The organism is Lacihabitans sp. CS3-21 (assembly GCF_024343675.1).
Classification (GTDB): Bacteria; Bacteroidota; Bacteroidia; order Cytophagales; family Spirosomataceae; genus Leadbetterella.
This window is the reverse complement of sequence record NZ_RJUD01000017.1, coordinates 41,793-62,227: the sequence shown is the minus strand read 5'-3', so window position 1 is coordinate 62,227 and position 20,435 is coordinate 41,793. Positions and strand designations below refer to the sequence as shown.

At 36.7% G+C, this 20,435-nt stretch carries 19 protein-coding genes; 7 read left to right on the top strand and 12 right to left on the bottom strand.

Annotated features, from left to right (window positions below; translation table 11 throughout):
* The first annotated feature begins 37 nt into the window (after positions 1-37).
* The 3 genes from fucP to EGI24_RS11390 all read left to right on the top strand — a co-directional run bounded on the left by fucP (position 38) and on the right by EGI24_RS11390 (position 3,127).
* Entirely contained in the window at positions 38-1,285 is a 1,248-nt protein-coding gene (gene fucP, locus EGI24_RS11400) for an L-fucose:H+ symporter permease (protein ID WP_255048532.1), read from the top strand.
* 1 nt (position 1,286) lies between these two features.
* Positions 1,287-1,619 carry an L-rhamnose mutarotase gene (locus EGI24_RS11395; RefSeq protein ID WP_255048531.1) on the top strand — a complete coding sequence of 111 codons (333 nt, stop codon included), beginning with the start codon at positions 1,287-1,289 and terminating at the stop codon, positions 1,617-1,619.
* A gap of 101 nt (positions 1,620-1,720) precedes the next feature.
* Complete coding sequence (locus tag EGI24_RS11390) at positions 1,721-3,127, top strand: CotH kinase family protein (RefSeq protein WP_255048530.1); 1,407 nt, start codon at positions 1,721-1,723, stop codon at positions 3,125-3,127.
* A gap of 50 nt (positions 3,128-3,177) precedes the next feature.
* Here EGI24_RS11390 and EGI24_RS11385 read toward each other — a convergent pair whose 3' ends face one another.
* Positions 3,178-5,280 (bottom strand): prolyl oligopeptidase family serine peptidase, encoded by a 2,103-nt coding sequence (locus tag EGI24_RS11385; RefSeq protein WP_255048529.1) that lies wholly within the window; start codon positions 5,278-5,280, stop codon positions 3,178-3,180.
* Between the two features lie 137 nt (positions 5,281-5,417).
* Here EGI24_RS11385 and EGI24_RS11380 point away from each other — a divergent pair, with 137 nt between their 5' ends.
* On the top strand, positions 5,418-7,469 hold the full coding sequence (locus tag EGI24_RS11380) for an acylase (protein WP_255048528.1): 2,052 nt from the start codon (positions 5,418-5,420) through the stop codon (positions 7,467-7,469).
* 95 nt (positions 7,470-7,564) lie between these two features.
* On the opposite strand, the gene EGI24_RS11375 is transcribed toward EGI24_RS11380, so the two are convergent.
* The 8 genes from EGI24_RS11375 to EGI24_RS11340 all read right to left on the bottom strand — a co-directional run bounded on the left by EGI24_RS11375 (position 7,565) and on the right by EGI24_RS11340 (position 14,051).
* Positions 7,565-8,584 carry a retroviral-like aspartic protease family protein gene (locus tag EGI24_RS11375; RefSeq protein WP_255048527.1) on the bottom strand — a complete coding sequence of 340 codons (1,020 nt, stop codon included), beginning with the start codon at positions 8,582-8,584 and terminating at the stop codon, positions 7,565-7,567.
* A gap of 114 nt (positions 8,585-8,698) precedes the next feature.
* The gene (locus EGI24_RS11370; RefSeq protein WP_255048526.1) at positions 8,699-9,118 is read right to left on the bottom strand and encodes a DsrE family protein; all 420 of its coding nucleotides are present in this window, start codon (positions 9,116-9,118) and stop codon (positions 8,699-8,701) included.
* Positions 9,119-9,146: 28 nt separating this feature from the next.
* A complete protein-coding gene (locus EGI24_RS11365) occupies positions 9,147-10,175 on the bottom strand; it encodes a c-type cytochrome (RefSeq protein WP_409035476.1) in 1,029 nt (342 codons plus the stop codon).
* A 1-nt stretch (position 10,176) separates the two neighbouring features.
* Positions 10,177-10,650, bottom strand: coding sequence for a DUF6691 family protein (locus tag EGI24_RS11360; RefSeq protein WP_255048524.1), 474 nt, complete (start codon positions 10,648-10,650; stop codon positions 10,177-10,179).
* Between the two features lie 3 nt (positions 10,651-10,653).
* Entirely contained in the window at positions 10,654-11,226 is a 573-nt protein-coding gene (locus EGI24_RS11355) for a YeeE/YedE family protein (protein WP_255048523.1), read from the bottom strand.
* Positions 11,227-11,403: 177 nt separating this feature from the next.
* Positions 11,404-12,822 carry a rhodanese-like domain-containing protein gene (locus EGI24_RS11350; protein ID WP_255048522.1) on the bottom strand — a complete coding sequence of 473 codons (1,419 nt, stop codon included), beginning with the start codon at positions 12,820-12,822 and terminating at the stop codon, positions 11,404-11,406.
* A 39-nt stretch (positions 12,823-12,861) separates the two neighbouring features.
* Complete coding sequence (locus EGI24_RS11345; protein WP_255048521.1) at positions 12,862-13,662, bottom strand: sulfite exporter TauE/SafE family protein; 801 nt, start codon at positions 13,660-13,662, stop codon at positions 12,862-12,864.
* Between the two features lie 89 nt (positions 13,663-13,751).
* On the bottom strand, positions 13,752-14,051 hold the full coding sequence (locus tag EGI24_RS11340) for a helix-turn-helix transcriptional regulator (protein ID WP_255048520.1): 300 nt from the start codon (positions 14,049-14,051) through the stop codon (positions 13,752-13,754).
* Positions 14,052-14,231: 180 nt separating this feature from the next.
* On the opposite strand from EGI24_RS11340, the gene EGI24_RS11335 reads away from it, so the two are divergent.
* Complete coding sequence (locus tag EGI24_RS11335) at positions 14,232-14,621, top strand: VOC family protein (protein WP_255048519.1); 390 nt, start codon at positions 14,232-14,234, stop codon at positions 14,619-14,621.
* A gap of 69 nt (positions 14,622-14,690) precedes the next feature.
* Positions 14,691-15,665, top strand: coding sequence for an NAD(P)-dependent alcohol dehydrogenase (locus tag EGI24_RS11330; RefSeq protein WP_255048518.1), 975 nt, complete (start codon positions 14,691-14,693; stop codon positions 15,663-15,665).
* Here EGI24_RS11330 and EGI24_RS11325 read toward each other — a convergent pair.
* Complete coding sequence (locus EGI24_RS11325; protein ID WP_255048516.1) at positions 15,662-16,114, bottom strand: isoprenylcysteine carboxylmethyltransferase family protein; 453 nt, start codon at positions 16,112-16,114, stop codon at positions 15,662-15,664. The two genes, EGI24_RS11330 and EGI24_RS11325, sit on opposite strands and share 4 nt — an antisense overlap.
* 148 nt (positions 16,115-16,262) lie before the next feature.
* On the opposite strand from EGI24_RS11325, the gene EGI24_RS11320 reads away from it, so the two are divergent.
* The gene (locus EGI24_RS11320) at positions 16,263-18,479 is read left to right on the top strand and encodes an FUSC family membrane protein (RefSeq protein WP_255048514.1); all 2,217 of its coding nucleotides are present in this window, start codon (positions 16,263-16,265) and stop codon (positions 18,477-18,479) included.
* A 151-nt stretch (positions 18,480-18,630) separates the two neighbouring features.
* On the opposite strand, the gene EGI24_RS11315 is transcribed toward EGI24_RS11320, so the two are convergent.
* Entirely contained in the window at positions 18,631-19,377 is a 747-nt protein-coding gene (locus EGI24_RS11315; protein WP_255048513.1) for a LytTR family DNA-binding domain-containing protein, read from the bottom strand.
* Positions 19,374-20,423 carry a sensor histidine kinase gene (locus EGI24_RS11310; protein ID WP_255048512.1) on the bottom strand — a complete coding sequence of 350 codons (1,050 nt, stop codon included), beginning with the start codon at positions 20,421-20,423 and terminating at the stop codon, positions 19,374-19,376. The genes EGI24_RS11315 and EGI24_RS11310 overlap by 4 nt, the downstream gene beginning before the upstream one ends.
* Positions 20,424-20,435 lie beyond the last annotated feature (12 nt).

Genomic DNA, 20,435 nt, shown 5'->3' with positions numbered 1-20,435 from the left:
TCCTGAAAAAATTACCTTGCAAAAAATTTAACCCTAAATGAAAGAAAATAAACCCAATTATTTGGTTCCGTTTGTGTTGGTCACTTGCCTGTTTTTTATGTGGGGCTTCGCCAATAACCTCAACGGCATCCTTATCCCTCACCTTCGTAAAGCATTACAGCTGAGCAACATGCAATCTACTTTTGTAGATACCGCAGTTTATTTGGCTTACTTTTTAGGGGCAATTCCTGCAGGTTTAGTTTTGAAAAAATTTGGTTACAAAAAGGGCATAATTCTGGGTTTATTGGTCTTCAGTTTAGGAGCATTTTTGTTTGTTCCAGCCGCCAATTCTCGTACTTATGGCATTTTCCTTTTGGGATTATTTATAATAGGCATTGGCTTAACCATACTTGAAACCGCTGCCAATCCTTACGCCACAAAACTCGGCGATGCTAAAGATGCTACAACTCGACTGAATCTTGCTCAATCGTTTAATGGATTAGCGGCGTTTTTAGCCCCTATGGTGGGCACCATATTCATTTTGTCTGGCAAAGAGTATTCTTCTGAGGAACTTAATCTTTTACCAGAAGTTAAAAAAATAGCCTATTTGACTTCAGAGGCTGCATCTGTAAAAATGCCATACATGATTTTAGGTGGATTTTTATTGGTGATAGCGGTACTGTTTATGGTTTTGAAATTTCCAGAATTTAAGGAAGAAGACCAAGGTGAAACTACTGGCAGTATTGCCGGAGCCTTAAAACATAAACACTTGACTTGGGCTGTGATTGCTCAACTTTTTTACGTCGGAGCCCAAGTTTGTGTAACCAGTTTCTTTGTCAGAATGGCCATTTCAGGTGGAGGAGTGGATGAAAAGACCGCTGGATATTACCTCGGCATTTATGGTATTCTCTTCATGGTGGGTCGTTTTCTTGGCACCTTTATCATGAAATATCTCGCTCCAGCCAAACTGTTGAGCATATACGCCGCCATGTGTATTTTACTGAGCTTGGTAGCGGTTTATGCCGATGGTAAAAATGTGGTTTTGGCCTTGGGCGGACTGGGTTTCTTTATGTCTATCATGTTTCCTACCATATTTTCATTGGGCATCAACGACCTCAAAGAAAACACCAAACCTGCTTCTTCTCTGATAGTTATGGCCATTATTGGTGGTGCTATTTTCCCGGTTATTATGGGATACATCATCGACAATTCTAACGACAACATTCAGGTGGGTTATTGGGTGCCTTTGGTGTGTTTTATAGTGGTTTTGTATTATGGATTGGTAGGTCACAAAAAAGCGGCTTGATATGAAAAGATATTGTTTTGCCCTGGATTTAAAAGACGACGTGGCCTCTATAGCCGAGTATGAAAAAATACACGAGAACATTTGGCCCGAAATTCGAGAAACGATTGTGGTGGCTGGCATAACGGACATGCAAATTTACAGAATTGGCACCCGAATGTTTATGATTATGGACACCGAGGACGATTTTTCGTTTGAGGCCAAATCGAAAGCCGATGCAGAGAATCCCATTGTACAGAAATGGGAAAACTTCATGTGGACATTTCAACAAGCCTTACCCATGGCTAAACCTGGAGAAAAATGGGTAATGATGAAAAAAATATTTGGATTAGCATAGAATTTCACTTGGATACTTATTCAATTTTAGCCTTTTATAAACTTTTCATAACATTTTGTGTCCAATCTGCGTAATAGATAATAAGACCCAAATTTACCGATATGAAATACCTATTAATTGCCATTTTGTTTGTATCTCAACTGGCTTGTGTTGATAAAAACAATACTAAGGAGATTGACCCTGAAACTGTTGCCACCAATCCAGATTGGACAGAAGCCAGCCATAGCAACGATGTTGAGCCTGACTATGACACTGTATTTCCTCAAGACAAAGTAAATACTTTAGAAATCACGATTGGGAAAACCAATTGGGAAGCCATAAAAGCGGACATGGTAGCCAAAAACAAGGGTACTTTTGGTGTTGGGGGTGGAACACAGCCAGGTGGCGGCGGTCAAGGTGGCGGGGGATTACCGCCTGGTGGAAATGGTGGAGGAGTGCCGAGCTTTGGAGAAGAACCAAAATATGTGGAGACTACCATAAAATTCAATGGCAAAAAGTGGGAGAACGTAGGCTTTCGGCTGAAAGGAAACTCCACCTTGAGTTCAACTTGGAAATCAGGCATTTACAAACTACCCTTTAGACTAAAATTTGATGAATTTGAAGATGCACACCCTGAAATCAATGACCAAAGGCTTTATGGATTTAAAGAACTATCGTTCTCTGCTGGCGTAAAAGACAATTCACTGATCAGAGAAAAAGTGACTGCTGATATTTTTAGAATGGCAGGAATTCCTGCCGCCCAAACCTCATTTTACAAACTTTATATTGACTTTGGTGATGGATTAAAGTATTGTGGCATTTACGCCATGGTAGAAGTAGTAGATGATACCATGCTAAAAACCCAACTGGGCGAAGACGCTGGAAATATTTACAAGCCAGAGTCTAACTTCACGAGTTTTTCGGAGGCCACCTTTGAGAAAAAGAATAACAAAACCGAAGCGGATTATTCAGACGTAAAAGGAGCTATAACTGCCCTAAACGCCTCAAATCGCACCTCAGACGCAGCTGCTTGGCGGACTAATCTAGAAAAATACATGGACATGGATCAGTTTGTCAAATGGTTAGCGATTAATACAACACTCGTAAATTGGGACACCTACGGAGGAATTGCACATAATCATTATCTCTATAACCATTCGAAACAAAAGCTAATTTGGATTCCGTGGGATAACAACGAGGCTTTGACAAGTCAGGAAAGAGTAAAACTGAATCTATCTGGTGTGGCCAGCACTTGGCCACTTATAAAATACGTATCAGAAGACCAGGTATACTATGCAAAATACAAAGCCTACGTAAAGGAGTTTAACGATAACACCTTTACTACCAGTAAAATGAATGCACTTTTTGAAAAGGCCACCAATATGATAACACCATTTGTCAACGGCTCAGAAAAAGAAGCTGCTCCTTATTCTAATTTGAGCAATGTTTCACAATTTACGGCGGCATTGCCCATTCTGAAAACCCATGTTGTGACTAGAAACAACGCTGTGAAAGCATTTGTGCCATAGATACTTCACACAATTGAAAGTATTTTTGTCTTAAGCTAAAATAACTTCGCCTACTTTTTCATAAATTTTTTAACAAAATAATCGGCCGTAGCTTGATAAACTTTCACTGAATTTTGCCAATTCATCCAGTGATGCGTATCATCAACAATGACCATAGATTCGTAGGGAATTCCTTTTTTCTCTAATCTATTTATCAAATCGGTACTTTGATTAAATCTGACGTTTCTATTATCGTCGGCGTGAATAATTAAAACTGGCGATTTCCAAGTATCCATAGCAGAAACGGGCGATGACAACCAGGCGGTCGTGATAGCTTTCTGATAGTCAGCAGGCTTTTCTGTTTTGTCTTGAAAAGCAGTCATTATACTTGAGTTTGCTCCCCAATCATGCACACCATGAATATCAACTCCAGCAGCAAAGAGGTCTGAATTCTTGGCCAAAGCCCTGGCGGTCAGATAGCCACCATATGAGCCCCCATAAACACCTATTTTAGAGGCATCCACAAAACTTTGTTTCTTTAGCCATAGGCCAGCAGCTTTAATATCTTGATATTCTGAAGCTCCTTTTATGCCACCATGAGCGGGTTGATGAAATTCGTAACCATAGCCGATTCCTAAACGATAATTAACCGACAAAACCACAAAACCCAAACTTGCCAAATATTGATTTGAGGCATAGGCATTGGAATAATAGTCAGAATAGTGCCAACCCAAAAGCATCTGTCGAGGTGGTCCACCATGAATATACACAATTGCAGGTTTTGGGGCTGTATTCCCTTTTGGTAAAAACAAATCTGCATGGATTTTTTGTCCGTCTGGAGCTGTAAAAACAATCTGTTTGGGAATTACTAATCTATCTAAAGGAAAATCTGCTTTTAGTAACTCCTCCCCTATTAACTTTAATCCTTTTGTCTTATCAAATTTTACAATTGCTGGCATCGGTGGCCTTATAGCAGTGGCAGAAATAATAGCTAAATCGTTTCCATCATTTGTAAAAACTGGTGTCCATTCTAACCCATCCCCTTGAGTAATCACCTCAAAATCAGCCTTATCTACACTTACTTTTGCTACATGTCGTCTTTCAATGTCCAAGGCATCATTTCCTGAATTAACACTAAATGTCAGATGTTTTTTATCGCTACTCAAAGATATATGCTCACACATAAAATTACCTGGAGTTAACAAAAGAGCTTGACCTCCATTAGCCGAAATTGAATATAGGTGGGGCCAACCATCTTGATAGGACAAAAATACGATTCGGTTTCCAGCTGCCCAATGTAAATTAAAGCCTCCATGGGTCGTCGGGGCTGACCCTCTCATGGTTTTGGGTGCCTCCCAAATTTTAGATGCGGTATTTGAACTAACATCAGCTACCCAAATGCTCCAAGGGTTGTATTTATTTTCCAACATTGGACTGGGGCTGCCACCTAAACCTGGTCTTCGAATAAACACTATTCTGGTTCCGTCCAATGACCACCTTGGTGACGCATCGATTGTAAACGAAGGTGCAATCCATTGAATGCTTGCACTTGAGAAATTATAAACGCCAACTAGGGAGTGATCGCCTCTGTTTGAAACAAAAAGTAGAGATGAACCATCTGGGCTCCATTCCAAGGAACTTACTTTTCCTCTCGTGGTAAAAAGTTTTTTGCTATTATTTGTAGAATCAAGGGCAGCAGTCCAAGCCTGTCCATCCTTTATGAAAGCAATGCTTTTGCTATTTGGTGAAACCACAAATTCATCTCCTTCGGATATTAATTTCAAATCTCCTCCTGAAAATGGAACACTCCATATCTTTACTGTATTTGGGATGGCGTCTGCCAATGGATTTATAGGCAAACTAACGTCCCAATTGCTCCCGTGATCTCCTCCTCTGACGAAAACTACTCGCTGACCATCATCAGTAATTGTTAAACTGGTAATTTCTTGGGCATCATCTTTATCAAAACTCGTTAATTTTATATATTTATAATCTGGACCCTCTGCTACGTAAACATTTCTTTTACCTTGTTCATCCAAAGCCCATGCAATTTTACTGCCTTTATCAGAAGAGCATAATTCGGTAGGAAAAGGATAATTCTTAAAAGCGTTTATTGTGGACTTTTGAGCAAGGAGAATTGAAGGTAACAAAAATAAAAAAAACAAATGTTTCATAAACCTAGCGTTTAAGTTTTAACTAAATTAGCCTTAACAAATATAAACAAATTCTTATCAGTTAGGTTATTTGTGCTACGACTAAAAAAACTATCGCTATTTTGCGAAAGCATTTTCTGTATTCAAACCTTAAATAAATGAAAACTTTTTTATTCTGTTTTTTAATTTCGTTGACTTCTTTTGCACAAATCAACCCGGAAAAAATAAATATTGTAAGAGACCAATGGGGAGTTCCACACATTTTTGCCAAAACCGATGCAGAAGTGGCCTATGGATTAGCATACGCCAATGCAGAAGACGATTTCAAAACCATGCAGCTGACGATGTTAATCGGAAAAGGTATGCTCGGGAAACTAAAAGGAAAAGATGGAGCAGCGGCGGATTATGCTGTCCAATTGCTGAGATGTAGAGAAATTGTGGATGAAAAATATGATTCTGACTTATCTGAAGACTTTAAAAAGTTGATATCAGGCTATGTTCAAGGAATAAATGCCTACGCCAAAAATCACCCAAAGGAAATATTGGTCAAAAAATCATTTCCAATTACCACAAAAGATTATATGACTTCCATAACGTTTTCGCTATGTGTTATATCTGGTGCTGACCGAGAATTGGGTAGTTTATTTAAAGGTAATAACAAAACGCTTGAAAGTTTTAAGGCAGCTGGTTCAAATGCTTTCGCTATTTCTTCATCAAAAACTACAGATGGCAAAACTTATCTGAACATCAACCCTCATCAGCCTTTGGAAGGCCCAGTGGCTTGGTATGAGGCCCATTTGGTTAGTGAGGAGGGACTCAATATTTTGGGTGGAATGTTCCCTGGCTCTCCAGTGATTTCTTTGGGTGTAAACGAAAATTTGGGTTGGGCTCACACAGTCAACTATCCTGACAGAATAGACATTTACCAACTAGAAATGAACCCAGCCAACAAAAACCAATACAAATATGATGGACAATGGCTGGATTTAGAACAAAAAACCATCAAACTAAAAGTAAAAATAAAAGGTATAAAAATTCCCGTAAAAAAGAAGGCCTATTGGAGTAAATATGGTGCAACTGTAACCAACAAAAAAGGCACTTTTTCGATGAGAATGGGTGCGAATCAAGATATTAGAGGCATGGAACAATGGTACAGAATGAACAAAGCCCGAAACTATTCTGAGTTTCGTAAGGCCATGGAAATGGTAGCCATACCGATGTTCAACACCATGTATGCTGACAAAAACGATACGATATTTTATGTGAGCAATGCGAAAATTCCTATGAGAGAAAAAGGTTATGATTGGGAAAACACAGTGCCAGGAAACACATCAAAAACCCTAACTACCAATTTTCATCCACTTAAAGACTTACCACAATATTTGAATCCTACAAGCGGATATTTATTCAACACCAACCACTCACCTTTTAACGCCACAGACAAAAATGAAAATCTAATAAACAAAGATTTTGACCCAACAATGGGCTATGAAACCCTACAAAACAACCGAAGTGAGCGTTTTGAAGAACTTATAAATGAATATGGAAAATTGAGTTATGATGATTTCAAAAGAATAAAATATGACAATCAGCTGCCTAAAAATTTAAAATTCGCTGTTGACTTAGATGAATTATTTAATCTCAATCCAAAGGAATACCCTGATTTAGAAATACTTATCGACAGAATTCAACAATGGGACAGAAAAACGGATGTGAGTAGCAAGGGTGCGGCTGCATTTCTGATTCTTTACTATGAATTAAGAAAAAACATAAAAACCATTGACTACGAAAATAGACCAAAAATTAGCAAGGAGAGCATTTTGGAAGCCTTAAAATCAACGAAAGAATACATGATGACGCACTTTGGAAATAACGAAATCGTATTGGGCGACTACCAAAAATTGGTGAGAGGAAACATAGAAAAACCGATGTGGGGAATGCCTGATGTGTTGACAGCCTCTCACGCAAGACCATACAAAGACGGAAAAGTGAAAGTGGAACAAGGTGAATCTTATATTGCCTTAGCAAGATTTTCAAAAACGGGATTGCCAGAAATAGAAACCATGCTAAATTATGGAAATTCCACTACCGAAAACAGCCCACATTTTGCCGACCAAATGGAATCATATTTGGCCAAACAGCCTAAAAAAATGACTCTTGACAAGGAAGAAATATTAAAAAATGCGGTTAGGAATTATCATCCAAGGTGATGGTAAAGTAACCCAACTAAAGAGAAAGTATAATTGATTTGAGAAAAGTTACATTCCCTTGACTTAATAAAAAGCTGAAATTTTACTCATGAGTTTTATTGCCGACTGTTAAATTTGGAAAGGTAAATTTTGTTTAAATTGTTATCCAATGTTACGGTTCCAAACTTGTTTAATAAACTTCTACCAATCAATATTTTTTTCCCTTTATCTGTAACCGATACACTCACATTTTTTAAATTGTAGTCTCCAATTTTTACATCATCCACCAAATATGTTCTACATCTTTCTATTGAACCATTAGCCAGTTCATAGTCTCTTACACCGCGGAAATTTTGAGTATTTAAAACATTATTTTCCGTCAATGTTTCCTCCATTTCTAGGTTTATTAGTAAATCAGAGGCTCCAGTGTCCAGCATCCAAAATAGGTCATCAAACACCGATAATTTTACATTTAGATAAGACATCCCTCTAATATTATAAAATGATAAGGTATCAAAGGCAGGACCTTCAATTTCATGAAGATTCGGAACATGTTTTGTTTCCTTTTCCAAAAAATCCCCACATTCACTTTCAAAATAATAATAAAGGTGTGAATTAGAATTTGAGAGTTTCTCTAAAGTTTTATCAGAGTAGTTATTATCAGCGATTAAAGAGGCTCTGCATTTACAATAATCCTCCAAGTTCTTTTCTGCTAATCCCACACTATCGGCATAAGACCTTAAATTTGACTTGCATTCATTAATGTAACCACTAATATCATTTTCAACTTTAATTAATGCCGATTTTCCTATTGAAGTTATACATTGACTTAGCTTTAACATGACTGATGGGTCGCTTTGCATCAGTCCATCAAGATCAATCATACGACCTTTTGTATAATTCTTATATTGCTTATTTGTAAACCTTCCATTAATGGTTTCTATTTGACACCTACAAATTGCTGTTGCATCACGTTTTTTTCCATCGATTAGGTATAAATTTATACAATTTTCGAAGTATAGGCTTGAATTCAACATAATTTTCCCTTCGGCCGAGTAAATATGTTCCGATTGTGCTAAAGTTTGGAATGACAAAAAAAGAAAAAGTACAAATAGTAAATTATTGAGGGATTTCATTCAGTAAAATTAAATTTTACATGATTTACATCAAAAATAATACCACTTAAACAGATGATTACCCTTAATAAAGAAACCTACATTTAGGAGAGTACTTTATTTTATATCAAAATCTTACAAACCAGCTTTAATATAGCTCCACCCTTGCTCTTGCTTAATCACTATTTCGCCAATACCCATAGGCACCGTTTTCATAAAGGGTAAAAGCTGTTCTTTCTTGATTTTCTTTTGTTTCATGGTGTTTTCGCAAACTACCATTTTGATACCATCTTTTTCGACAAAATTTTGAAGTTCTTTAGCAAAAGTAGTTTTCTCAGTCATGACCATAAATATGCCATTTCCATGAAAAACAACTTCCGCTTGCGACTTAGGCCAGCCTTCTTTGAAATTTTTCAAGTTATTAATCAAAGACTTTTGCGATAAAGTATCTCCAGAAACGAATTGAAAAACAGTTTTGTGTTTGCTGCCGTCATCAATTTTTTGAGCAAAAACCGAAGACGTTGCAATAAGGAAGAAGAAGAATATTTTTTTCATGATGAATATTTTAAAATGTATTTAGAATCTATTTTTTGTTTTTGGCTTTTTTAAAATCTTCTATGGGTTTGAATGGCCCAAACTTATGTTGCTGCTCAGAAAAACCGTCATCGTATGGTCCAAAGGGATGGTCTGCTGGTTTTGCCGATATTTTTGGCCAATCTTTACTTAAATCTTTATGGGGTCGAGGCCTAGAATTTACATAAGCCGCAATATCCCAACTTTCCTCATCAGTCAACTGAGGCTTGTCGTAGGTGGCACCATAAGGCATGTTGGCTTTGATATAGCCCGCAAATCTTGACAAACGATACAGGCCAGCTCCAACGTTATAAGAATGCACTCCCCAAAGCGGCGGGTAAGTATAAGCAGTACCATCGGCATTCATCACTCCTTCCCCATTTTGTCCGTGACATGTAACGCATTTTTGCTCATAGGCTACCTGTCCATTTATGGGATCTGCGGCTCGTTTGAGATTTTTGAGTTTCCAAATTCCACTACCAACAGGAATGGAATCTTTGGGAACAAACTGACCAACAAACTCAATGTAGCTTTTCATGGCCAACATTTCTCTGCTATTCGAATCTAGACCTTTTCCATTTAAACTTCTCTCAAAACAATCGTTTATACGTTTATGAATATTTTCAATTGTTCCGCTCCTGCCTCTAAACTTTGGGTAAGTCGACAAAACCGCCCCGTAATTATTCCCCCAAGGCCTAGTTCCAGCATCTAAATGGCAATTTTGACAGTTCATCCCATTTGAAATCGACCTAACTTTCCCTTTTGGACCTAGATAAAGAGAAGTATTAGCAATAAGTTCTTTGCCATATTTGATGAGTTCAGGGTCTTTTTCGTGTACCAAAGCGTCCATGCTCATGGCTTGCCACAATGGTTTTTGGTAAACGACCGAATCCCTTTGCATTTCCTCTACTGGATTTTTAGTGTTAAAGAGCCTTGGTAAATCTGTAATTAACAAAAAAACAAGTATAAAAGCCAACATAGCCGAAGCTACTAATATATAGCGGAGTACGTTGAATTTTATCGGTTTAATATTCACAATTTCAATGAGGAAGGTGTTTTTGTATCAAACCGTATGTCCATGTACCAAAAATGGCACTTAGAAAAGTAACAATCACCACCAAATATCCAGAGCCAATTTGAGCAAATAGCGGCCCAGGACAAGCTCCTGTAATGGCCCAACCCAAGCCAAACATAAATCCTCCGTATATTAATCCTTTGGAAAACGGCTTTTTTGCAATCACTATTTCTTCGCCATTCAAGGTTTTAATATTCAGTTTTTTGATAACAAACAAGGATATCATACCCACCACTACGGCGGTTCCAATGACCCCATACATATGAAAACTCTGAATTCTAAACATTTCTTGGATTCTAAACCAAGATATAATTTCGGCTTTTACAAACACAATACCGAAAAGTGTACCCACTATCAGGTATTTGATATTATACAAAAAACTCTCTTTTTGAATGAGTTCGTTGGGTGCATCACACCCTGGGTTTATATCCTCTTTCATCGCTTATTTGTTGATTAAGTTAAAAATAATAGGTAGGCCGAGGTGTGTCATGGCAAATCCTCCCAACATAAAAAATATGGTTGCCACCAAAGAGGGCCATTGCAAACTAGCTAGACCCATTATGGAATGTCCTGAGGTGCAGCCTCCTGCGTAACGCGTTCCAAAACCAACCAAAAAACCACCTATAATAAAGAAAAACAAGCCCTTAAGTGTAAATAAATTGTCAAAATTAAAAATATCCGTAGGCATCAGGTTTTTAAAATCACTTACGCCAAAGACCCTTAAGTCGTCAATTGTACTTTGAGCTACTTGGATATCTGCTTCATTTGCCAATCCAAATGTTCCTAAAAATCCGCCAAACAATACACCAAAAACAAAGAATAGATTCCAGATTTCATTTCTCCAATTATACTTAAAAAATGGAATATTGGCCGGAATGCAAGCCGCACAGATGTGCCTAAGTGAAGAGGAAATTCCAAAGTTTTTGTTACCAATAATTAAGAGAACGGGGACTGTAAGACCGATGAAAACACCTGCAACTGACCAGTGCCACGGCTGTTTTATAAATTCTAACATGTTTTTATTTTTTTGGTTTAATTAATAAAAATAACACTTCATAGCTGTTTAAAATTCAAAACAAACACTTTGATGGGATTCAAATGAAAAAATACAGCATTAAATTTAGAAAAATAATTTGGGGTACAAAACCTGCACCCCAATTATCGACTTACTATTTAACCCTTAAATATATGCTTATTTCATTTTTGATTGGCACACAAAATCACTTTTTGGAATATCCGTAGCAGATATTGCTGCAAAACCGCCAGTGATATCAATCAAATTATCAAATCCACGAGATTTCAAAATGGAAGCAGCTATCATAGACCTATAGCCACCAGCACAATGTAGGTAGTTCGTCTCCGTTTTTGAGAATTCCGCCATGTTTTTACTTAGATTTGCCAAAGGAATATTCATGGCTTCATCTACGTGTTCAGCAGAATATTCGGTTGGTTTTCTAACGTCTTTTACAAGTATTTTACCTTCCGTTTCCTTAAATTTTTCAGCAAAATCCATGGCAGTGATGGATTCAATGTTATCAGTTTCTTTACCCGCTTTTATCCAAGCCTCCATGCCACCATCTAAATATCCAATGATATTGTCATAACCTACCCTCGACAACCTCGTAATCACCTCTTCACGATTTTCTTCGTCAGCAATAATCAAGATGGGTTGTTCAATATCTGTCAAAAGGGTACCCACCCAAGGTGCAAAGTCACCTTTAATGCCAATAAAAATAGCGTTTGGAATAAATGCTTCTTTAAAGATATGTTGTGGCCTTGTATCGATCATGATAGCACCTGTTTCATTTGCAGCGGCCTCGAATGCAGCTGGCGAAAGAGCCTGAACTTGCGATTTCACGACGTCTACGTTTTGGGCTCCCGTTTTATTCATCATTACGTTTTTTGGAAAATAATACGGTGGAGGTACCAATTCTAAGCCATCCGTAACTTCTTTTATAAACTCCTCACGCGTCATGTTGGCTCTAAGGGCATAATTATACATCTTTTGGTTGCCTAATGTGTCATAGGTTTCTTTGCTCATGTTTTTACCGCAAGCCGAACCCGCACCATGTGCAGGATAAACCAAAAGTGTATCTGGTAAAGTCATGATTTTGTTCCTCAATGAATCAAAAAGGAAACCGGCCAAATCATGAATGGTCAAATCGGATTTTTGGGCCAAGTCTGGACGACCAACGTCTCCAATAAACAAGGTATCCCCTGAAAATATACAATATTCTTTACCATTCTCATCTAAAAGCAAATAAGTAGAAGATTCCATGGTATGACCAGGTGTATGAAGAACTTTTATTTTGAGCTTTCCAACTTCCAAAATTTGCCCATCAGTAGCAATTAAAGCTTCAAAATCTGGCTTGGCTGTAGGTCCAAAAACGATGCTTGCTCCGGTTTTTTTAGAAAGTTCTAAGTGACCACTTACAAAGTCAGCATGAAAATGTGTCTCAAGAATATACTTGATTTTAGCACCATTTTCAGCTGCTTTTTCTATGTATTGATTTACCTCGCGGAGCGGATCAATAATCGCACATTCTCCGTCAGATTCAATGTAATAAGCTCCCTGAGCCAAACATCCCGTATAAATTTGCTCTATCAACATAATTTTATATTATTAAAATCAATTCCAATCCAAAAATAATTATTTAAAAATCAGTTCTTTTATGAGGATATAAATACCCATTATCAATACAAAGTATCCAAAAATGGGCTTAAGTTTTTCGTCTTTTACTTTTTTAGACAGATGACTTCCCAAGAAAATCCCAACTGCCGCTATGGAGGTAAAAATCATTAAAAACTTCCAATCAATAACAGAGCTCCCATTGACATCGCCCATGAAGCCAATGAGGGATTTTAGACCGATAATGACCAAAGAAGTACCTACAGCTTTTTTCATGGGTAGCTTGGCTAATAGTACCAACGCGGGTATAATCAAAAAACCTCCTCCTGCTCCTACAAAACCCGTAATCATACCTACTCCCAATCCTTCCAGCAAAATCAACAAATATCTATAATCTACCTCTTTTAAGACTCCATCTACTTGATTTCTACCAGGTTTAATCATGGAATAGGAGGCAATTACCATCAAAACTGCAAAAACCAATAACATGAGAACGGGCTTGGTAACCAAATAATCACCCAGACTGAAAATATCATGGGGAATAATGGGCACTAAAAACTGTCTGGTAATGTAAACACTAATGATGGAAGGTATGCCAAAAACCAAAGCAGTTCGCCAATGAATATTTCCTTGGTTTATGTGGCTTGTAGAACCTAATAAACTAGTAAAACCAACGATAAAAAGAGAGTAAGCAGTAGCCAAAACAGGGTCAATATGAAATAAATATACCAAAATAGGCACTGTAAGAATAGACCCTCCACCGCCAATTAAGCCGAGAGAAATCCCCATTAAAAGTGCCCCAAAAAACCCTATTATCTCCATTGAACCAATCAAAATTTCGAATATTTAATCTACTAAAACTATAGACTTATGAATATATGTTGTTTTTATCATATAGCAAGTAAAAAAAACTAGAAATGGCAAGTGCAATTCTGAACGCAATCTAGCAGAATGTTAATTTCTTTAAGTTTCAAAGAATAATGAATAAACTGCCCTTCTCTGCTAGATTGTAATATCCCTTTAAGCTTCATGTTGATTAAATGGTGAGACACCAATGATTGTTCACCATTTATTTTCTCACAAATTTCGTTTACCGAAAGGGTTTCATTCTGAGTCAGCAACTCTACAATAGCCAAACGCATAGGATGAGCCACTGTTTTAAGAATAAAAGCAGCTTTTTCGAATTTTTCTAAATCTATTATTTCTACCATATTCACTTAACAGTTGTTCATAATAATTAATTCAAATATATGACAATATTTTCATATAAAAAAATATCTTAATTTAGGTACTTTCTAATAAATTAATCTAAATTTTATCAAAAAAAAATAGCTTTATCAAGTTTAACTTATAAATTCAAATTCCAAAATAAATTCAAAAAAATCAACCTAATGCAAGCAAAAGGAAAAATACTTTGGACAGATTTAACGGTAGAAAATGCCGAAGAAATTAAAGATTTTTATGGCTCAGTAATTGGCTGGACTTTTAGTGAACAACCTGTGGCTGATTATGTAGACTACAACGTTCACAATGCCCTAGAGCCAGGTGATGAATGTATTGCAGGTATTTGCCACAAAAAAGGATCGAATGCCAACATCCCCGCTCAATGGCTCAATTATGTGATTGTTAAAAACCTAAGAGAAAGTTTAGAAAATTGTCAAAAACTTGGTGGAAAAACTTTGGATGGACCAAGAAAAATGGGCACCGACATGTTTGCAGTTATACAAGACCCTGCAGGAGCATGTTTAGCGTTGCTAGAAACCACTGAAACACCTAACTGATCATCTATCAAAAATCCTATCATATAAAATAAATAAATATATAGCTTTGAGATATATAAATTTGAAAATATGCGAGCCCTTTCGTATCAAAAATATGGAAATCCAGAAAAAGTCCTTGAGGTAGTAGAGCTAAACACACCTGAACCCAAACCGAACGAAGTTTTGGTTAAAGTGTATGCAACTACAATCAACGATTATGACTGGAGCTTGGTGAACGGTCAACCATATTTGTATAGATTGATGTTTGGTTTTTGGAAACCAAAAAAATCTACCCCAGGCATTGAGTTAGCTGGTATTATTGTTAAAATAGGCTCCCAAGTAAAACTATTTAAGGAAGGAGAAGCGGTTTTTGGAGATATTTCAGATTATGGTTTAGGTAGTTTTGCTGAATTCTGTTGTATAAACGAAAAAGCTCTTCTTAAAAAACCTGACAATATGAGCATGGAAGAAGCAGCCTCAATTCCCCACGCTGCTGGTTTGGCTTTGCAAGCTTTTTCACAAATAGGTGGTCTAAATTATAGACAAAAAATCCTCATCAACGGTGCAGGAGGTGGAGTAGGTTATTTCGCTTTTCAGTTGGCAAAAAGGTTTAATTGTCAAACCTCTGGCGTAGATTCGGCTGAGAAAATTGAGGTTTTAAACCATCTCGGCTATGATAGATTAATAGACTACAAGAAAGAAAACTTTACCCGAAACGGCGAAAAATATGATATCATATTGGATTGTAGAACGAACAAACCTGCCTATTCATATCTTAAATCTTTAAGTTCTGGTGGGAAATACATTACCATTGGTGGAAAAATACAAGGACTTTTGGGGGTTTATTTTTTGGGAAAAATAATCTCACTTTTTTCCAGTAAAAAAATGGAAGTGTTGGCACTAAAACCTAACCATGGCCTGACTGAGGTTATGGGTTTAATTGAAGAAAAGAAGATTAAAATCCAAATAGATGGCCCATATAGATTTGAGGAAATCCCACGACTAATTCAATATTTTGGCGAAGGCAAACATTTGGGTAAAATAGTTGTGAAAATGGATCCTTAGAGGTTTGGAATAAATCTACCAGTTCTGGCTTTGTAAGCGGAGTAATCGGGATATTTTTGAGAGAGTTTATACGCTTCATACTGGGTTTTGAAATAAAACAAAATCAAGAGCAATAAAGAAATAATCAGCCTGGGAATGGATGCAGAGTAAATGCTGTAACCAAAAACAGTTAGCAAAATGCCAGTGTAAATAGGATGTCGTACATACTTGTAAAGACCTGAAGTAATCAATTCAGAATTGTTTTTGGGTGTTGGAAATGCCGTCAAGCTTTTGTCGAGGTTGAACAAGGCAACTAAAACAATCAAAAAACCGATAATCGATAATAATAAACTAGGAAATCGCAAATAATCGGCAACAAAGAAATGAAATTTAGAAGGGATCAAGAAAATCAAAAACAACAAGAATTGTATGCCAACCAGCCAATAATCTTTGTTCGATCGGTTTATCATGCTTTAAATATTAATGCACAAAATAGAAACATTTTTTCATGTATTTATATAATATTTCTCACCAAATTGAAAGTTTACCAAGCCTTTTCCCAAAAAAGTAATAAAATGTTTCTTTATGTTTTATTTTTGAGAAAAACAATACAGAGAATTGTCAAAAAAGCTTAACAAACATATCAATTCGTTCGATTTTTTTAGAGCTAGCATCGTAAGTATATTGTTGGTATTACCTATTTATTGGGGTTTTTCTACTGATAATTATCCAGCAGGTATGGCAATCGTGGTGGGGGTTATGTTTGCCTATTTTTCCAATATTGAAGGGACCAACAGAAACCGAATTATTGGTATGTTTTATAGCCTTTCTATGGGCTTATTTGTACTTACGGGATTCTTTTTCTCCGTCAATTTTCCCGATTACATTCGTATTCCGACCTTAGCTTTACTGATTTTTGCTTCCTCTATGCTTTCTGTTTTCGGTTTTCGTGGCTCTATGATTGGCTTTGCTGGTCTCTTTGCTGTTGTAATGGGCTTCATGCTACACAAATACTCGCTACCAGCATTAGAAATATTGAAATTAGTAAGTTTAGGTGGAATAGTTTGTATCCTTGTTTCAGCTTTGAGTCAGTTCATTTTTCAAAAAAGACATATTCAGTTGTTATTGGCGGAATGCATGGAGTTGACAGCTAACTACCTAAAAATGAGCGATGACATCAAATGGAATGCCACTACCAATACACCAGACTTACAGTACAGGCTGTTAAAAACCCAAAGTGCCATCAACGAAAATCATGAGCTGCTCAGAAGTATGCTGATGAGCGAAAAATCCACGCTCATATCTTCCTCTGAAAATCGAAAACTCTATCTGCTATTCATCGAAATGATAGATTTGTACGAAATGGCGATTGCTTGGAATCCCGATTTTGAAGCATTTGAAGAAGAACTTGGCAAGTTTACCAACTTACTCCTACCCTATCAAAAAACTTCGGAATTGGTTTCAGAACACCTTATGAAACTCAGTGAAGCTCTTAGGTCTAACGCTAGTTTCAGTTTAGATTCAAGTCTAGATGAAGCTTTGAGCGAGGCCGAAAAAAGCATTAAAGTTTATGTAGATGCCGTAAAACTCCCAAGGGCACGTGAGGGAGCCTTAATGATGCGAAATCTTCTTGATCATGAACAGCGAGAACTCGAAAAGCTAAAACTAATAGACAATATTTACAACAACCTGCTGCAAGAGTCTCAATTGGTACCTCGTAGAAACAGCCAGTTTATTACTACCCAAAACTATTCTTGGAATACCATAAAGATAAATCTCAATACCGAGTCAGTTATTTTTAGGCATTCTATCAGATTAACAACTGCGTTTTTATTGAGTTTTTTAATCGGTCATGCTCTTAATCCCGACTATGCCAACTGGATAATTGTGACCACTATGGTGATTCTTAGACCCAACTATGGACTCACAAAAAGTCGAGCGAAAAGCCGAATGGCAGGTACCATTTTGGGGATGATTTTCACACTTGCTTTGGTATATTTATTCAACAACACCATAGTTTATGGCACTACGGCTGCTATTTCCTTATTGGTTGGCTTTTCATATATAAACAAAAACTACAAAATAGCATCAGCAGGAATAACCATCAGCATATTGCTTTTATATGTTTTAAACGAAAACGATTCCATAGAAATCATCCTAAATAGAGGACTTTATACTTTTATTGGGGTGTTAATTTCACTGTTTGCCATGTATTTTATTTGGCCAGTTTGGGAAAAAGAAAATATCAAAGATGCCATAAAAAAAGCCTTGATAGCCAACCTCAACTACCTAAAGGCAGTTAATAATCTCTACCGAACCAAGCAAGAAGCTGACACGGCTTACCGATTGATTCGTAAGGATGCTTTTATCAAAAACGGCAACTTAAATGGGGCTTTTCAGAGGCTGCAAGAAGAACCGAAATCGAAGAAAAACCAGGTAAGCAATATCTATGCAGCTGTTTTGTTAAATCACAGTTTTCTTTCGGGAATAGCGGCTTATTCAGCTTATATTCAAAGCCATAAAACCACCAACACGTCAGAAAGTTTTGAGACTATCATGGATTATATATGTGTAAATCTGCAAAATGCGATAGCTATCCTGAAAGGAAAAAGTGCGGCAAAAAACCCAGACAAGTGTTTCGAGGCATTTGAGGTTCTGGACAAAAAATATGCTGAACTTAACTTAAAACGCAACCTAGAAATAGAATCAGGCATACTGACCATGTCCACCGAAATGCGGAGCAAACTGCAAGAAGCCAAAGTAATCATAGAACAGCTCAAATGGCTTAAAAATCTGTCTGAAAACGTTTTAGGTGCGGTGGAGGTTTTGGGGTGATTTTTTTTAAACACATAGTTACATAGAGGGCATAGTAATATTTTTTACCACAACTTCACACTGAGTTTTATTATAATTCGAGTATAGAAGTTCCACAGAGAGGTTTTCTGTCAAATTTATCGTTTTGCTGCCTTTACGATTCCATACAAAATTACCAGCCCAATGTGTCTTTCAATTCTTTATAACCGCTTTTGCTTACACTTACTCTTGCTCCATTTTTTAATAGTAGTTGGTAAGAATTCTTTTCATACAGTTCGAGCTTTTGGATAAATGACACATTGACCAAAAACGATCGGTGAACCCTTAAAAATGAACTTGGGAGCAGTTCTTCAAATTCTTTCATGGTTTTTTGCTTTAAAAACTTGGCTTTTTCAGTGTAGATCCAGACATAGTCACCGTAGGTTTCGAGGTGCGTAATATCTTGAAAAGCAATCATTTCTATTTTTGCTCCATCCTTTATCACGATTCTGTCCAAGGCTTTGTCGGGATGCGGCGGTGTGGCCAAAAGATTTTTGATCTCTTCCTTTGTATCTATTTTGGCCTCAATTTTTTCTTTAACTTTTTGTAAAGCCTTCTGAAATCTATCTCTTGAAAAAGGCTTTAACAGATAATCTACAGCATTTTTTTCAAAAGCTTCGATGGCGTATTGATCATAAGCCGTAGAAAAAACCACTATAGGAGGGTTAGGCAGAAGTTCGAGCAATTCCAAACCCGTCAGCTTAGGCATTTGAATGTCCAAAAATATTAGATCTGGCTGCAATTCAGTGATTTTTTTCATGGCTTCAAAGCCATCTCCGGCTTCACCAACTACTTCAAAATCAGGGTCAACTTTAATGAAATTTTGAACCAATGTACGTGCCAAGGCTTCGTCGTCTATTAATAATGTTTTGATTTTCATGTGTTTATAGGAATATTTATCCAAACCACAAATTTGTTATCTATTACTTGATTTTCGAAAATAGCCAAATTTTTATACATTAATCTTAGCCTTTCCTTTATGTTTTTTAGGCCTGTTTTGGTGCCTACTTTTTTACTACCTTCTTTGTCAAAAGTATTCTCCATGATAAGCTCTAACCTATTTTCTTCAATTCTAGCTTTAAAAAGAATTCTTTCTGGATTGAGTGAATTGTATATACCATGTTTGATGGCGTTTTCAAAAAGCGTTTGCAAAAGCATACTGGGCACATCTACTTCCAAGGCTTCCACAGCCACCTGCATTTCTACATTTATTTTTTCACCAAAACGAATTTTTTCTATATCCAGATAGGCCTCACACATTTCCAATTCTTTCTTTAAAGGCACTTTTTGCATTTGCCCATAACCAACAGTATATCTCAAAAAATCCGAAAGTTTTATCACCATATCATGGGCCTTTTCAGGGTCAATGATGGTGAGCGAGCTGATGCTATTCAAGCTGTTGAAAATAAAATGCGGATTCATTTGGTTTCGCAACAAAGTAAGCTCAGCTTCTTGAATAGACTCACTCAAGCGACTTTCTATTTCTTTTTTTTCTATGTATGAGTTATAATATTTTAGCAAATAAATAGAAATAACAAATACGATATAGGCAAAAAAGCAAAATGGAATTTTGAATGCCACAGAGCCCGAAATGTAATCGATGATTTGTTGTCCAGGAAAAATTAGTCTAAGAACAAGATGAGTAAGAGAAACCCATGAAAAAGCGAAAAGCAAAAACATGAGTAGGTGATTGAAAATGAGGTAGGAAAGCTTTTGACTTTCCCACGACATAAAATTGATGGGATACCACATACCTATCATCAAACACGCCATGATAAAATTCTGCATGATGATGTCCACTGCAAGGAAATCCCTCTCAACTGGCACAAAATATGACATCACAAAAAAGAAAAGTATGCCCAAAGTTATCCAAATAGTAAAATATCTTACCAACCTTTTTCTACCACTCAGTATTGGATTTTTCATTTTGAAACGGTA